This is a genomic window from Parafrankia sp. EUN1f, from assembly GCF_000177675.1.
In the GTDB taxonomy this organism is placed as follows: domain Bacteria; phylum Actinomycetota; class Actinomycetes; order Frankiales; family Frankiaceae; genus Parafrankia.
The window spans coordinates 24,360-40,094 of the sequence record NZ_ADGX01000039.1; the positions used below are offsets into that span (position 1 = coordinate 24,360).

The 15,735-nt window shown below is 71.6% G+C and carries 9 protein-coding genes; 4 read left to right on the plus strand and 5 right to left on the minus strand.

The features are described from left to right. Window positions 1-71 precede the first annotated feature (71 nt). From gcvP to FREUN1FDRAFT_RS14160, 3 genes are all read left to right on the plus strand, one after another. On the plus strand, window positions 72-3,269 hold the full coding sequence (gcvP, locus tag FREUN1FDRAFT_RS14150; RefSeq protein ID WP_006540761.1) for an aminomethyl-transferring glycine dehydrogenase: 3,198 nt from the start codon (window positions 72-74) through the stop codon (window positions 3,267-3,269). A gap of 434 nt (window positions 3,270-3,703) precedes the next feature. Beyond that, entirely contained in the window at window positions 3,704-4,447 is a 744-nt protein-coding gene (locus tag FREUN1FDRAFT_RS14155; protein WP_232295188.1) for an FkbM family methyltransferase, read from the plus strand. 151 nt (window positions 4,448-4,598) lie between these two features. Beyond that, window positions 4,599-5,051 (plus strand): MaoC family dehydratase, encoded by a 453-nt coding sequence (locus FREUN1FDRAFT_RS14160; protein WP_006540763.1) that lies wholly within the window; start codon window positions 4,599-4,601, stop codon window positions 5,049-5,051. A gap of 121 nt (window positions 5,052-5,172) precedes the next feature. Here FREUN1FDRAFT_RS14160 and FREUN1FDRAFT_RS14165 read toward each other — a convergent pair whose 3' ends face one another. The 4 genes from FREUN1FDRAFT_RS14165 to FREUN1FDRAFT_RS14180 all read right to left on the minus strand — a co-directional run bounded on the left by FREUN1FDRAFT_RS14165 (window position 5,173) and on the right by FREUN1FDRAFT_RS14180 (window position 13,101). Then, window positions 5,173-5,976 carry a class I SAM-dependent methyltransferase gene (locus FREUN1FDRAFT_RS14165; protein ID WP_006540764.1) on the minus strand — a complete coding sequence of 268 codons (804 nt, stop codon included), beginning with the start codon at window positions 5,974-5,976 and terminating at the stop codon, window positions 5,173-5,175. 804 nt (window positions 5,977-6,780) lie between these two features. Further along, window positions 6,781-9,339 (minus strand): MMPL family transporter, encoded by a 2,559-nt coding sequence (locus FREUN1FDRAFT_RS14170; protein WP_006540765.1) that lies wholly within the window; start codon window positions 9,337-9,339, stop codon window positions 6,781-6,783. Between the two features lie 431 nt (window positions 9,340-9,770). Further along, window positions 9,771-11,384, minus strand: coding sequence for a diguanylate cyclase (locus tag FREUN1FDRAFT_RS14175; protein ID WP_232295189.1), 1,614 nt, complete (start codon window positions 11,382-11,384; stop codon window positions 9,771-9,773). A gap of 589 nt (window positions 11,385-11,973) precedes the next feature. After that, on the minus strand, window positions 11,974-13,101 hold the full coding sequence (locus tag FREUN1FDRAFT_RS14180) for a cysteine--tRNA ligase (protein ID WP_006540767.1): 1,128 nt from the start codon (window positions 13,099-13,101) through the stop codon (window positions 11,974-11,976). Between the two features lie 570 nt (window positions 13,102-13,671). Here FREUN1FDRAFT_RS14180 and FREUN1FDRAFT_RS14185 point away from each other — a divergent pair. Continuing rightward, window positions 13,672-14,742 carry a hypothetical protein gene (locus FREUN1FDRAFT_RS14185; protein WP_006540768.1) on the plus strand — a complete coding sequence of 357 codons (1,071 nt, stop codon included), beginning with the start codon at window positions 13,672-13,674 and terminating at the stop codon, window positions 14,740-14,742. A 102-nt stretch (window positions 14,743-14,844) separates the two neighbouring features. Here the strand turns inward: FREUN1FDRAFT_RS14185 and FREUN1FDRAFT_RS14190 are convergent, their stop codons facing one another. After that, window positions 14,845-15,711, minus strand: a complete 867-nt coding sequence (locus tag FREUN1FDRAFT_RS14190; RefSeq protein ID WP_006540769.1) for a TetR/AcrR family transcriptional regulator — start codon at window positions 15,709-15,711, stop codon at window positions 14,845-14,847. Window positions 15,712-15,735: the final 24 nt, after the last annotated feature.

Here is a 15,735-nt window from a genome sequence, read left to right on the forward strand (position 1 = left end):
GCCGTCCGGTGTCGTAACCGTTCGGTGTTGGTCTCTCTTCGGCGTCGCACGACCTCCGGAGCGAAGCGACGATGACCACCGAGATCACCACTGCGGCGACGCCGCCGGGTTCCTCCGCTCAGGCCGCCGGCACTGGCGGCGGTACCACTGACGGCAGTACCGCGAATGGCACCTCGACCACGAACGGCGCCGGTACGACGGCTGGGCGTGATGCCGCGTCCGAGCGCCAGGCGCCCCCGCGGCAGCGGCCCGAGTCGGGTGCCGCGCTCGTGGTCGAGGCGATCCCACGGTTCGTCGACCGCCACATCGGCCCGGATGACGCCGACCGGTTGGCCATGCTCGATCAGCTGGGCCTGGGCTCGCTGACCGCGCTCACCGACGCGGCGGTACCCGCCGCCATCCGGGACACCGAGCTCGATCTGCCGCCGGCGGTCACCGAGACGGAGGTCCTCGCGGAGCTGCGGGCGCTGGCCGGCAGCAACCGTCGCGTCACCTCCATGATCGGCCTGGGGTTCAACCCGGCGGTCATGCCGGGGGTGATCCAGCGCAACGTGCTCGAGAACCCGGCCTGGTACACGGCTTACACGCCGTACCAGCCGGAGATCTCGCAGGGCCGGCTCGAAGCTCTGCTGAACTTCCAGACCATGATCACGGACCTGACCGGTCTGGCGGTCGCGGGTGCCTCGCTGCTCGACGAGCCCACCGCCGCGGCGGAGGCGATGCAGATCGCCTACCGCGCCACCCGGGGGAAGCGTTCCACCTTCCTGATCGACGCGGACACCCTGCCCCAGACCATCGCCGTCGTCCGTACCAGGGCGGAGGCGCTCGGAATCACCGTCGTCGTCGCCGATCTCCGGGACGGCCTCACCCCCCGGCCGACGCCGGCGCCGGGTGAGTCTCCCGTCCCGGCGGACGAAGCCACCGCGCTGTCGGACGGATCAGCCGGGCCCGCCGCGGCGGCCGTGCCGGCCGACATCCTGCCGGACGTCTTCGGCGTGCTGTTGTCCTATCCGGGCGCGAACGGGGGCGTGCGCGATCCCCGGGGCCTCATCGCCCAGGCGCGGGAACGCGACATCGTCGTGACCGTCGCGGCCGATCTGCTGGCGCTCACGCTGCTGCGCGCCCCCGGCGGTCTCGGCGCGGACATCGTGGTCGGCACGACCCAGCGGTTCGGACTGTCGCTGTCCTTCGGCGGCCCGCACGCGGGCTATCTCGCGGTGCGTTCCGGCCTTGAGCGGATGCTTCCCGGCCGGCTGGTCGGTGTCTCGGTGGACGCGGCGGGCGACCCCGCCTACCGCCTCACGCTGCAGACCCGGGAGCAGCACATCCGGCGGGAGAAGGCGACCAGCAACATCTGCACCGCCCAGGTGCTGCCGGCCGTGCTGGCCTCGATGTACGCCGTCTACCACGGCCCGGCGGGGCTGGCCGCGATCGCCGGCGCGGTGCACGCGCAGGCGGTGCGGCTGGTGGCCGGGCTGCGTGCCGGCGGTGTGGAGATCGTCCACGACGAGTTCTTCGACACGGTGCTCGCCCGGGTGGCGGGGCGGGCCGGGCAGGTCGTGGCGGACGCGCTCGCGCACGGGGTGAACCTGCGGCTCGTCGACTCCGACCATGTCGGCGTCTCCTGCAACGAGACGACGGTGGAGGCGGATCTGCGTGCGGTCTGGGCGGCTTTCGGCGTGAGTGCTCCCGAGGGCCCGGCGCCCGAGGTCGCGTCCGCGGGGGCGGCGGTGTCGGTGCCGGCGGCGCTGCCGGCCGGGCTGGTCCGCGGGGAGGACGAGGCCTTTCTGACGCATCCGGTGTTCCACTCGCACCGGTCCGAGACGGCCATGCTGCGGTACCTGCGGCGCCTCGCCGACGTCGACTTCGCCCTCGACCGGGGCATGATCCCGCTCGGTTCCTGCACGATGAAGCTCAACGCGACGACCGAGATGGCCGCGGTCACCTGGCCCGACTTCGCGGACATCCACCCCTTCGCCCCGATCGACCAGGCGGCGGGGTACGTGTCGATGATCCGGGACCTGGAGCTGTGGCTCGCGCGGATCACCGGGTACGCCGCCGTCTCGGTGCAGCCGAACGCCGGCAGCCAGGGGGAGCTGGCCGGGCTGCTGGCCATCCGCGCCTACCACCGTGACCACGCCGAGCCGGACGCGCCGGTGCGTGACGTCTGCCTGATCCCGTCCTCGGCCCACGGCACCAACGCGGCGAGCGCCGCGATGGCCGGCATGCGGGTGGTCGTGGTCGCCTGCGACGGGGAGGGCAACGTCGACCTGGACGACCTGACCGCGAAGGCGGCGAAGCACGCGTCGGTGCTGGCGGCCCTCATGGTCACCTACCCGTCGACGCACGGTGTGTACGAGGAGGGCATCGCCCGGGCGTGCGCGGTGGTGCACGACGCCGGCGGCCTGGTCTACGTCGACGGGGCGAACCTCAACGCGCTGGTCGGGCTGTCGAAGCCGGGCCGGTTCGGGGCGGACGTGAGTCACCTCAACCTGCACAAGACCTTCTGCATCCCGCACGGTGGCGGTGGTCCGGGGGTCGGGCCGGTGGCGGTCGGCGAGAAGCTGGTGCCGTATCTGCCGAACCATCCGCTGTGCCCGGAGGCCGGCCCCGAGACCGGGGTCGGGCCGATCTCCGGGTCACCGTGGGGATCCGCCGGCATCCTCATGATCCCGTGGGCCTACATCCGCCTCATGGGTGCGGACGGGCTGCGGGCGGCGACGTCGGTGGCCGTGCTCAACGCCAACTACATCGCCCGCCGGCTCGCGCCGCACTACCCGGTTCTCTACACCGGGCGCAACGGTCTCGTCGCGCACGAGTGCATTCTCGATCTCCGGCCGTTGACCAAGGAGACGGGCGTGACCGTCGACGACATCGCCAAGCGCCTGATCGACTACGGGTTCCACGCGCCGACCATGTCGTTCCCGGTCGCCGGGACACTGATGGTCGAGCCGACCGAGAGCGAGGACCTGGGCGAGATCGACCGGTTCTGCGACGCGATGATCGCCATCAGGGCCGAGGCCGCCAAGGTCGGCGACGGCGTCTGGCCGCGGGATGACAACCCGCTGCGCAACGCTCCGCACACCGCCGCGATGGTCACGGGGGACGACTGGGACCACCCGTACCCGAGGTCCGTGGCGGCCTACCCGGTCGCGTCGCTGCGGGCGGCGAAGTACTGGCCGCCGGTGCGGCGGATCGACGGTGCCTACGGGGACCGCAATCTGGTCTGCACCTGCCCGCCGGTGGAGGCCTTCGACTCCCGGGCCTGATCCGGTCGGTGAACCGGGCCTGGCCCGGGCCTGATCCGGTCGGTGCGCCGGGCATGTTCGGGCCTGGGTTCGGGGCCTGGTTCGGGCCTGACCGGGTCCGGACCAGGTCAGGCCCGGTCCGCGGCAGGCCGGTTTCCGTCCGGTTTCTGACCACCTTCGGGCCTTGACCTGGAGCTGGTACGTGGTGATGCAGCTGGCGCAGTGTCCGGACTGTGGCCAATGATGGGGGTGGCGGTGGGCCCTCCCGGGCGACTTGTCACAATTGGCACGACGGCGAAGTGCGCGGTGTTGTGCGTGACAGCACAGACCGCGCATTTTTCGGACAACCAGCCTGGATGGCTCGGCCCGGCGGCCAGCGCAGCGAAGCGCAGCCGGCGTCGGGCCCGCGCCGGACGGATGGCTCGCGAAAGGGACGTTCCGCGATGCAGGAGCAGATGAACAGACAGCTCGGTCAGCTCCGCCAGACCGCGGTCGAGCTGGGTCTGGGGCCGGCGCTGAAGCTGGTCCGCCGCACCGTGCTGCCCAGCGCCCGCCGCAACGCGGTCGATGACCAACACCTCGCGCTGCTGCTCTCCTTCGTGCTCCAGGAGGACTCCAACTGCATCGACGTGGGTGCGCACCGCGGCGACGTGCTCAAGTCGATCGTGCTGCACGCCCCGCGCGGTGAGCACATCGCCTACGAGCCGCTTCCGCACCTTTTCGAGTACCTCTGCCTGGAGTTCCCGACCGTCACGCTGAAGCAGGCCGCGCTCGCGGAGAAGTCCGGGGTCAGCCCGTTCGCCTACGTCCGCAGCCGGCCGGCGTACAGCGGGCTGCGTCAGCGGACGGCGGAGGGCGCCGAGGAGGTCGAGGAGATCGAGGTCGTCGTCGAGGTGCTCGACGAGACCCTCCCGCCTGAGCACCGCCTCGACCTGATCAAGATCGACGTCGAGGGCGCCGAGTACGGCGTGCTGAAGGGCGGGCAGAAGCTGCTCGCCACGAACCGCCCGTACATCATCTTCGAGTTCGGTGCCGCCGCCCGGAAGTACGGGACCACGGCGGAGGAGATGTACCGCCTGATCGACGGTGATCTGGGCCTGCGGATCTTCGACATGGACGGAACCGGCCCGTACACGCTCGGCAGCTTCCGCCGCACCTTCGACAACGGCAACCGCTTCAACTTCGTCGCGCACGCCTGACACGGAACCCGAACGCGGGGCCCGAACGCGGGGCCCGAACGCGGGGCCCGAACGCGGGGCCCGAACGCGGGGCCCGGACGCTCCGTGGTGAGCGTCCCGGCCCCGCGTCGTTCCCGGTGCGTGTCAGCCGCGGCTTCGAGATACTCGCCAGATGGCGACGATCGACGGAATCGACGGGTTGAGGAAGCTGCAGGGCCAGGAGCTGGGCACCAGCTCGTGGCGGGAGATCACCCAGGAGCAGGTGAACGGTTTCGCCGACGCCACGGGCGACTGGCAGTGGATCCACGTCGATGTGGAGCGGGCGAAGGACGGGCCGTTCAAGACCACGATCGCCCACGGCTATCTCACGCTGTCGCTGATCCCGGTGATCTCCGCTGACGTCGCGCAGGTCACCGGGATCAAGCTGGCGCTGAACTACGGCCTTAACAAGGTGCGCTTCCCGCAGCCGGTCCCGGTCGGCTCCCGGGTCCGCGGCATCGTCCGCAACCTGACGGTCGAGGACGTGCCCGGCGGTGTCCAGGCGGTCAACCAGGTCACCATCGAGATGGAGGGCGCCACCAAGCCGGTCTGCGTTGCCGAGACGGTGGTCCGCTACCTCGCCTGAGGCCTTCCCCGGCCGCTGCTGCCGAGCAGGATCTGAGGGTCGTGGTCGTCAGAACGACGGAAGTCCTCGACTCTTCGGACTCTCCCTACCGGGCTACCGATGCGCCGTGCGACGGGTGGGTTCAGCCGCGGGGCGCGCCCACCGTCGCGGTGACGATCCGGATGGTCGGACGCCAGTGCAGCCCACCGGCGTCCACCGACGGCGCGTGCCAGCGGGTGAGGTCATCGATCATCGCCGGGAGGTCGGCGTTGTCGACCTTCTCGAGCATCGAGCGGACCGCGGTGCCCCACGCCCAGTGCCACCAGTGCTCCACGTCGCGGAAGACCAGGTCGGTGGCGACGAGATCGTCCCGGGTGAGTTCGAATCCGGCCGCGGTGAGCGCCCGGGCCAGCGCGCCTTCCGCCAGGATGGCCTGCCCGGGCCGGCGGTCGGCCGCGCCCAGGCCGGTCGCCAGGCGAAGCGGGTAGTCGGGCCGGCTCCACAGCGGGTCCGGGGCACCGAAGACGCTGACGGCCAGCCGCCCGCCGGGCCGCAGCAGGCCACGCCACCGCGCGAGTGCTCCCACCGGGTCGGGCAGCAGGAACAGGCCCATGCCGCAGAGCAGGACGTCGGCACTGGCCGGCTCGACCGGAGGGTTCGTCGCGTCGGCGACCGCCACAGTCGCCCAGGGCAGCGAGCGGGCCGCGACGTCGGCGGCGGTCAGCGCCACCATGGTCGGCGCCAGGTCGAAGGCGCGAACCGAACCGGTGGGCCCGGTCGCCTCGGCGGCGGGGATGAGGACGGCGCCGCGGCCGCAGGCGAGATCGACCACGTCCTCGCCGGGCCGGACGCCGGCGGCGCTGACCAGCGTTCGGCCCAGCGGGCGGAAGAACGGTATCCCGTGGACGTCGGCGTCGTAGTCGTGGGCCGCCCGCTCGAAGACCATGGTGCTGGGACGGGGGCCGGCACCGACCCCGACCCCGACCCCGACCCCGGCGCCGGCGACGTGGCACTGCCGCGCTGGCCGGCGTCGGTGCCGGTTGACAGGTCTGTTCCTCGGTCAAGGCCGTTGCTGGTGGCGGTCACGCTTACAGTGTCCGCCCTGGCGTCGGCGCCGAGCCGGGTGCCGGCCGCAGCGGTCCGCCGGCCCGTGAGGTCGGTGACCAGGTCCACCGCGGCGTCGTCCGGCTCGAAGCGGCTTACGTCGATCCCGGCGAGCCCACGACCGCTCAGCCACTCCTCGGCCGCGTCGAACCCGGCGAGCAGTTCCAGGCGGCGCAGGTCGAGGCCGAGCCGGCCCAGGCCGGCGGGTTCGAGGTCGGCGAAGGTGAAGTCGCCGAGCTCAAGACCGCCCGCCGGTGGGTGTGCCGCGAGCCATCCGCCGCGGGCGGGGCTGGCGCTCGGGCTCCGGACCGGAATCCGGACCGGGTCGTCGTCGCGTTCCGGGGTCGCGCCCCGACCCTGCGCACCGGGCGGCAGGATCCGCTCGACAGTGATCTCGTCGATGGTGAACCCACCCATGGAGATCGTTTTCATCGCGATCCCGTCCACGGTGAGCCCGTCCATGGTGAGCTCGTCCACGCCGCGTCGCCTTCTTCCGCCGGGCCGCCTGGGGCGACTTTCTGCCTGTGGCGTCTCAGCTAATCAGGACAGATCCCCCCATTCCGCCACCCAGATCGGGGCTAGCCGGCCGATCGAAAGTGCTAACCGCCAGCTGTCGACACCCGCTCTGACCTGCGGAAACGGAATCTCATCGGTGCAGTTCGCGGCCGTTCGCCGAATGGTCGATCGGCTCGGTTGAGACCTGTGTGGGGATGCCCGATCCGGCCATCGCCGGGCCGGAAGGAGGTTTAAGGCGATCTGTCCCACCCGACTTCGGGCTGGTCCCGGAGTCGGGGCCACCCCCGTCGGCGGGCGGCGGGTCGGGTGCCGGACCACCCCCGGTGCCCAGCGACCCGCGGCCGGTCGGCTCCCCGCCGCCCGCCCCGGCCTTCCGTCCAGTGCCGGCACTGGCATCGGTACCGGTGCCGCCTTTCCTGTCGGCGCCGGCCTTCCCGACGGTGGCGTGGCCGGCCGTCCTGCCGTCGCCGGCGCGGTCTGTCGGCGCCACCGCGGCGGCGGCCGGTCCGGGAGCGAAACGCTCACCATGGACGTCGACCTGGGGCAGCAGCCGATCACACCATCGCGGCAGCCACCAGTTCGCCCGGCCCAGCAGCGCCATCGTGGCCGGCACCAGCACCAGGCGGATCAACGTCGCGTCGACGAACACCGCGACCGCCATGCCGACGCCGACCATCTTCACGGTCACGTCCGGGTCGAGGGCGAACCCCGCGAAGACGGCGATCATGATGAGGGCGGCGCTCGTGATCACCCGGGCGGTCGAGGCGAGGCCACGCACCACGCTGCCGCGCGGGTCGCGGGTGACCACCCAGTCCTCCCTGATCCGGGAAAGCAGGAAGACCTCGTAGTCCATGCTCAGCCCGAACAGCACGGTGAACATCAGGACGGGCAGCCAGCTCGACATCGGGACGCTGTGCGGCAGCCCCAGAAGGTCGGTTCCCCATCCCCACTGGAAGACCGCGGTCACCACGCCGTAGGCCGCGGAGATGGACAGCAGGTTCATCACGGCAGCCTTGAGGGCGACCACCGGCGACCGGAAGACGATGGTCAGCAGCAGGATGGACACGCCGACCACGAAGCCCACGACCCACCACAGCCGCTCGGCCAGCAGCGCGGACAGGTCGGCGAAGATCGCGGTCGTGCCGGTGACGTCCACGCCGGGTGGCAGGACGTCGTCGCGCAGCCGGTTGACCAGCTCGGTCGAGGCGGCGTCGCTCGGTCCGGTCGTCGGCACCACCTCGATCACCGCCGCGGTACCGGACGGTGCGACGACCGCCGGTGTGACGGAAGCCACGCCGGGGACCGCGGCGACCTTCGAGCCCAGCTCGGCCAGGGCTTCGGGCGGGATCCGCCGAAGGTCGACGGCCAGCAGCAGGGGGCCGTTCGCGCCGGGCCCGTACTCGCTGGAGATCAGGTCGTAGGCGCGCCGCTGGGTGACGTCGACCGGCTGGCTGCCGGCGTCCTGCGGCCAGGTGCGCATCGTCAGGATCGGCGCGCTGAGTGCCAGCAGGATGATGAGCGCCCCGAAGGCCCACGGGCCCGGCCGATTACCGATGCGCCTCGCCCAGACGGCGGTCAGGGTGCGTCGCGCGGCGACGGAGGGCTCACCCGAGCCGAGGAGGGCTCCGGGGGAGGACGCGCCGCTGCCGGCCGCGGCGACCGAACGGGCGACGGATCGGGCCGCCAGCAGCTCGGCGTGGTTGCGGCGCCGCAGAACCCGCAGATCCGCGAGGCCGCACAACGCCGGAACGAGGGTGATCGCGACCAGCACGACCGCGATCACGACAGCGGCCGTCGTGAACGCCGTCGTCACATAGGTGCTGAGCCCGACGAGCCGCAGCCCCGTCAACGAGAGGATCACGGTGAGGCCCGCGAAGACCACTGAGGCGCCGGCCGTGGCGTTCGCCCGGCCTGCGGCCTCCCGAACCGGCAGACCCGCCCGCAGTCCTTCCACGTGCCGGGTGACGAGCAGCAGCGCGTAGTCGATGCCGACGCCGATGCCGACCATCGAGGCCAGCGACGGCGCGATCGAGCTCACCGTGGTCACCGCGGCGATCAGGGTGATGCATGACGCCCCGATCCCCAGGCCGATCATGGCCACCGCGATCGGCACTCCCGCGGCGACCAGCGACCCGAAGGCGATCAGCAGGATCAGCAGGGCCAGCACGACGCCGGTCGCCTCCGCCCGGCCGTCGACCTTCTGCAGGTTCTCCGAGATCTGGCCGCCGACGTCCACCTGCAGTCCCCGCTGGGTGGCGGGGGTGGCCGCCGTGAACAGGTCCGCCAGCGCCTGCTCCGCGTCCATGTCGGCGACCGGATCCGTGTAGTTCACGGTGAGCAGGGCGGTGTCGCCGTCCCGGGAAAGCTGGGGCGGGCTGGCCACCACAGCCGACGGCAGGGCGGCGAGCCGGGTTCGCACGGTCGTCAGCAGGCCGGCGTCCAGGGGGGCGCCGTCGGGATCGTGCACCACGACCCGGGCGTCGGCGCCCGCGAGGTTCGGAAAGTTCGCGCGCAGCAGGTCCGTCCCGTGCTGCGAAGCCGTCATCGGGGCGCTGAAGTCGTCGTGGGGCTCGCCGCCGGAGCCGGCCGCGAGCCCCAGTGCCACGACGAGGGTGGCCAGCCACATCCCGATGACCCGCCACGGCCGGGTGGCCGCGGCAGCTCCGATCCGGTAAAGCAACCCGGACATCAGTCCTCCTCGACTCCGCTGGGCCGACGTGGGCGGTGGACGTGGGCGTGGATGTGGGCGTTGGGGTGGTGCACCGCTGGGCGCTGTTCCCCTGCGGGGGAGAGGGAGCGGGGGAGCGGGGAACGGCGTCGAGAGCGCCTCGTCCGACTGTTCGGGCGGGACGCTCGGATGGGTGTCGCGGGGAGGGAGGGGGGTGGTGTGTTCGGCGCTACACGCCGGTGGGAGGATCGAGGTTTCTTCGTTCGAGGTGAAGGCTCGAGCTCTCCGCGGAGATTACGTTGCGAAAGGCGCCCTAAACGGGCAAATCGCGCATACCACTCAAGGTGCGTCCTGGCGATGACGCGTGCCGGCACGTCGGACGCCTGTCATGTCGCGTAGCCGACGAAACCCGGTGCCTGTCGGTGCCTCATCAGGCCTGTCGGTGCCGGGCCTCAGAGTGCTTCGGCTGCTCCGCTGACCGCGAGCTGGTCGCCGTCCGCGGGCGCCCCGATGGTCCCGCTGACCGCGACCTGGTCACGCCCCGCGCTCTTCGCCGCGTACAGCGCGCTGTCGGCGGCCGCGACCAGGCCGAACGTGTCCGCGGCATGGGTCGGTATGGCGGCCGCGCCCACCGACACCGTGACCGCGACGAGCTGCTCGCCGGCCGGACGCGGCCCGTCTCCCGGGCGCGGCGGGTCGGTGCGCCGGCCCGGCGGGTCGAGCTGGCCGCCCGGCGAACGGGTGCCGACCCGGATCGGCGTGGCGCAGACCTGGCGGCGCAGCCGTTCCCCGACGGCCGCGAGGTCGATCTCGGGCAGGTCCGTGACCAGGACGGCGAACTCCTCACCGCCGTACCGGCCCAGCACGTCACCGGGCCGGGTCGCCGCCCGCAGCCGGCGCGCCACCTCGACCAGGACGTCGTCCCCGACCGGATGCCCGAACCGGTCGTTGATCGACTTGAAGTGGTCGACGTCGATCAGGAACAGACCGAGGCGGTGGCCCTCCCGCAACGCGCGGTCGACCGCCGCGGACAGCTCACCGTCCAGATGGCGGCGGGTGTGCACGCCGGTCAGGCCGTCGGTGATCGCGGCCTGGTGCTGGTCCGCGACCAGACCCGCCATCCGGAAGATGATGAGGACGAACATCGCGCCGCTGGAGACGGCGACGACCACCAGGCCGTCGGTCTCGCCGCGAACGCTCTGCACCGTCAGCACGATCGGCGCGACCAGCGCCGCCGCCGTGAGGGCCAGCAGCCGGGACGTCGACAGGACCGCAGTGCTCCGGTTCCGGGCGGTGGTGAGCTCGCGCATGCTCGGATGGAGGGCGGCGCCGCCGAGCCCCAGCGCGCTGAGCAGGGCGACGAGCTGTGCGCCGCCCCCGTTCTGGTCCGTCCCGTCGATCTGCCGTGGCAGGTAGAGCAGCGATGCGGCCAGGACCGCCGAGAGGTGGGTGAGGAGCAGGTAGCCGGCCGGTCCGCGCCGGCCGCGGTCGAGCACCAGCAGCAGGCCGGCCGCGAACAGCGCCGGGAACGAGGCGGCGTAGGCCAGCGCGGTGACGCGGGTCGCGAACGTGGACGAATGCTCCGCCGACAGACCTGGGGCGATCACATAGACCCAGGCGACGAGGGCCCCCGCGACCCCGATGGTCGCACTGTCCAGCACGTCGGTGAGCCCACCGGGCAGGCCACACCGGCGGGCCAGCACGACGACGCCGGCCACCAGCAGTAGGTACTGGGCCAGGTAGCAGACGTCCCAGAGCCCCGGGAAGCGGTGCCGGTCGAGCAGGCTCCCGATGCCGTAGAGCAGCGAGTCGCCGAGGGTCGCCGTGGCCTGGGCGGCGGCGAACAGCCACCACGGCAGCGTGGCCGCCGGGCGGTGCCGGCGTACCCCCACGCATACCGCGGCCGTGGCGCAGACGCCGGCCAGCAGCTCGACGGCGGTGCGCCCGGCCGACAGGATGCCAGCTGCCGACAGCGCCCAGAAGACGATCAGCAGGCCGATCCCGCCGCCCAGCGCCAAGGCCCGGCGGCAGTCGGACGATGGCCGCATGGCTCGGGGTGCGGTCACCGATCACCGGGAATCGCCGGCGACCGGGTGCCGGGCGGAAGCGACCGGGGCATGAGCAGCGTCTCCGAATACGAATGCCTGAAGCTGCGGAGGCGCCGGTGCAGGGGCGCGGGTCCGCGGGAACGGGGTCCGTGGGTTGTGGTGCGGGGGAGCGCGGAATCCGAACGCCGGAGACGCTGGACGGGCACACTCCCAGCAGCCGGGACGCCGGTGCGGCCCGCAACGCCACCTTGTACCCGGGATGGCCCGAGTACCGGAGATGGCCCGACAGAAGAGCTTCAGCCCGTTGGGTCGGACCTGAACCACAACAGAACCATCCTGATGGTAGCTCAGTGTGCACGATCCTTTGACGCAGGGTATGAGCTTTTGTCTGATTCTTGTGTCGCGGGGACGGCCCGGTACGCCCGGTGTGGGCGAGTGCGCAGTCCTGTCGTGGCTCGCTCCCCGGTCAGCCGGTGATCAGCCCGTGATGGTGGCCGTTGCCGGCGGCGGCCGTCCCGGGGGGCGCGACCGCGGAGCTGTCGGAAACGCGGAGCTGTCGGGAACGCGGAGCTGTCAGAGACGCGGAGCTGTCAGGAACGCAGAGCTGTCAGATCAGCCCCAGGACGGAGATGAAGCGCCGGGCCGCGTCACCGCCGGCCTCCAACGCCACCGCCTGTGCCCGGACGGTGTCGAGGTTGTCGAGCAGTGCCGCGTCGACCTCCGCCGCGGCCGGGCTCTCCCGCTCGCCACCGCCACCGCCGTTGGGCCGCGCCGCGGCCGCATAGAGCCCGTCGAGCGCCGCCTCGGCCGCGTCGAACGCCGACTCGTCGAAGTCCCAGTCGGCGTCCCACGCGCGGCCGAGGCAGAGCAGCCGCAGCGCGGCCGGCGTGTGCCGGGTCAGCAGGTCGTCGACGAAGGCGAGGTTGCCCAGGGACTTCGACATCTTCACCCCGCCCACTCGGACGGTGCCGGGGTGCAGCCAGGCCCGCGCGAACGGCCGGACGCCCGTCGCCTGCTCGGCCAGCAGAGACTCCACGGCGTGGTGCGGGAACCGCAGGTCGGCGCCGCCGACATGAAGATCGATACTGGAGCCGAAGGTCGACAGCACCATCGCCGCGCACTCGGCGTGCCAGCCGGGACGACCCGGCCCCCAGGGGCTGGGCCAGCTCGGGAGCTGGCCTTCGGCCGGGTCGGCCCGCCAGACCGCGACGTCGAGCGGGTCGTCACGGTCCGGATCCCGCGGGTCGTCGTTGAACTCGGCGGCGAGAGTGATCGCCGCGGCCCGGTCGAGGCCGGCGCGGTCCGCGGCCTCGGCCGTGCGGGCGTAGACGGTGCCGTTGCGTTCGTAGGCATGACCGGCGCGCAGCAGCGCGGTCGTGAGCTCGATCACCCGGGTCACCGCGGCGCGCGCTGTCGGCTCGTGGTCCGGTGGCTGGATCCCGAGCGCGGACATCGAGCGGTCGAAGGAGAACCGCTGCATCGCCGCGACCTGGTCGAAGGGCATCCCGAGCCGGCGGGCCTCGGTGAACATCGCGTCGTCGACGTCGGTGATGTTGCGGGCGAGCTCCACCTGGACCCCGGCCGCACGCCATACCCGCGCTGTCAGATCCGTCCACAGGTAGGTGGCCGCATGGCCCAGATGTGTGACGGCATAGGGAGTGATGCCGCACACATAGACCCGGGCGCGGCCGACGACAGGGATCGGCGTCCGGCCAAGCCGGAGGTCCGGGCGCATCGGGTCCAGTACGACATCCACCACCTCAGCATGCCATCGTGTCGCCGAGCCGGCCTTCCCAACCGGGGCCCGACCAGCCGGGACGGCCGGGATCCACGCGGACGTGTCCGGACCCGCAGGGCGTCGTCCGGACAGCTCCCGGGTACACCGGCGAAGGGTCTGGTGTCCCGTCGCACCGGCTGGGCGGCGGCCGGCGGCCGGGAGATCGGGTGCCGGTGAACCTGGCCCGGGCCGGCGCGCCGAGCGGGCCGAAAGTGATGTTCTGGGGGACTCCTCCGGGGGAGTGACGATCCGTCGCGCAACATCCATACTTTGATCCCCGCACGCCGGCCGTGTGTTCCACGGCGGTCGGTCCTAGGGGGATCCGCGCGGGTAAAGGTATGGAAAGGTGTGAAGAGGGAGGATCGCCAGCGGCGTCCGGTTGACCGGGGAGCGCCTGCCCGGAAAGCTTCGCCTGACGTGGTTCACGTGGTACGCGAACCATCAGGTGTTATGTCGGCCACGTCTGCGCGGGCGTGGTCGGACCTGGGGGGGTCTTAAGCCAAGAAAGGTCTCGAGAGAGGGGCGTCCGTGCGAACGCTCGAACCCACCACCCTCGACCTCGATGCGATCGAGGTGGACAAGCTCAACAGAGGCGTCACGCTAAGTCTGCTGATACCCGCCCGCGGGCCTGAGGCGGCGCGGGCGCTCGGGACCATCATCGCGCTCAACCGGCAACGGTGGATGCAGGAACGCAGCGTCATCGACGAGATCGGGGTAATAGTCGATCCGTCCTCGGACGGTGACGAGCACGATCTGGTGCGGATCGCGACGGAGGCGGGGGCGAGCTGGGTCGCCCGAGGCCAGTCCGTCATGGAACGGCACGCGGGGGCGGAGGACGCCGCGGCCGGTGGCAAGGCCGGTGCCATGCGCAGCCTCGCGTACCTCGCGTTCGGTAACCGGCTGATTTTTCACGACGCCGATCTTGAAAGTTATGATCCGATCACGGTCGGCGTTCTGGCGGCGGCGGCGACCGCCGGTAACGCCCCGCTTTTCGTGAACGGAAGCTCGCGTAGGGTCACCGGTGACGGGCAGCCCGGCGGGCGTACGACCGAGATGCTGCGCTCGCTTCTCTCGAAGCAGCTCGCGCGTCATGTGCCGTCCATCACCCGGACAATCCAGCCATTGATCGGGGAGTTCGTGATTGACGCCGATGTCTTTGCGTCGCTCGCGTTCTCCCGTGGCTACGGGGTGGAGACTTCCCTGAAGGTTCTCGCTCTGGACCTTCTCGACTACGCGGACTGTCTACAGGTCGAGCTGCCGATCAAGTATCAGGTTGGTCAGCACTACCACAACCTGGTCAAGCAGTTCCATGAGATCAGTTTCACAATCGATGTTCTCGAGGCCTACTTCCAGCGGCGGCGCCTCGATCCGCATGTCGCCGTCTGGCAGATTGCCGACAACTACGACCTCCTATTTCCGGGCCGTACCTATCCGCTCTACCGGCCACCCGGGTACGACGAGACCGATTTTGTTCCGCGGCTGGGCTTCTATCAGCCGTTGGCGACCTCGCCGGCCTACCAGGCGCGGCTGGGTGAGATCAAGAGCGCCCGCCGTGCTGCCCTCGACACCCTGAGTAGGAGGATGCGGACATCCGCCTGAAAGGGTGGCGGCAGGTCTGACCCGGCGGTGGCGACACTGTCGCCAGGCGGTGGCGACACCGCCGGAAGGGATCCCGCCCGCGCCGCTCGCGAGGCGGTGTGATCAGGCGGGCGGGAGGACTCGCGGCGCCGCTCGGCCGGCACCGGGCGGTGCGGCGCCGAGGTCGGGCGGTGCCGCGCCGGCGTCGGGTTCGGGTGCGCCCTGACCGATACCGGCCGCCACCCGGTCGGCACGGTTGATCACCTCGGCGAAGTCGACGGGTATCTGGCACCCGACCCGCACCAGCGCACCGATCATCTGCTGGTCGAAAAGCTCGCCCGACCCCCTGAGCGGCTCCGGGAGATGGCCGAACAGGTCCAGCGCCAGCAGCCCGTGCAGCTGGGTCCACACCAGCATGCAGGCGGCCTCGGCGACCGGGCCGAGGCCGGAGTCGTCACAGTCCCACGCCTCGAACTGCCGGCGGAGGTTGGGTGACAGCTCGGCCTCCAACCCGCTCGGGTCGAAGACACCGGCCTCGATCGCCTCGGCCATGCACCGCAGGAGCACGGCGACGGACCGTTCGAGCTCGTCGAGCACGGCGGTCGACGGGTCGGTGAGGTCATCGGGCTGCGGGCCGAAGATCAGCGTGTATTCCGTCGGGTTCAGCATCGCCCAGCGCCGGTGGGAGCGGGCGACCAGCAGCCAGCGCACCATGTGGTCGTCCGTCGGCGCGGCGTCGAAGGCCGCCTCCAGCACGTCGGCGAGGGAGCTGTAGGCGTCCTGCGCCAGCACGTGGATCAGTGCGGCCCGGCTGTCGAAGTACCGGTAGATCGCCGACGGGGTCATCCCCATCTCGCGTGCCACGGCCCGCAGCGAGAGGCCGGCCGCACCGTGTTCGGTCAGCTGTTTGTGGGCAGCCTTCTTGATCTCCTCGATCGTCGTCTGGCGGAGGCGCTCGCGACGGGGGAGTGGACGAGTCACAGCCGCCATGCTGCGGCCGGCAGTGAACCGTGT

Excerpts from the sequence above, each read along its gene's own strand:
- FREUN1FDRAFT_RS14180 (WP_006540767.1), bottom strand. The coding sequence starts at position 13,101 with ATGCGCCCGGACCTCCGGCTTGGCCGGACGCCGATCCCTGTCGTCGGC.
- gcvP (WP_006540761.1), top strand. The coding sequence starts at position 72 with ATGACCACCGAGATCACCACTGCGGCGACGCCGCCGGGTTCCTCCGCT.
- FREUN1FDRAFT_RS14190 (WP_006540769.1), bottom strand. The coding sequence starts at position 15,711 with ATGGCGGCTGTGACTCGTCCACTCCCCCGTCGCGAGCGCCTCCGCCAG.
- FREUN1FDRAFT_RS14165 (WP_006540764.1), bottom strand. The coding sequence starts at position 5,976 with ATGGTCTTCGAGCGGGCGGCCCACGACTACGACGCCGACGTCCACGGG.
- FREUN1FDRAFT_RS14155 (WP_232295188.1), top strand. The coding sequence starts at position 3,704 with ATGAACAGACAGCTCGGTCAGCTCCGCCAGACCGCGGTCGAGCTGGGT.
- FREUN1FDRAFT_RS14170 (WP_006540765.1), bottom strand. The coding sequence starts at position 9,339 with ATGTCCGGGTTGCTTTACCGGATCGGAGCTGCCGCGGCCACCCGGCCG.
- FREUN1FDRAFT_RS14160 (WP_006540763.1), top strand. The coding sequence starts at position 4,599 with ATGGCGACGATCGACGGAATCGACGGGTTGAGGAAGCTGCAGGGCCAG.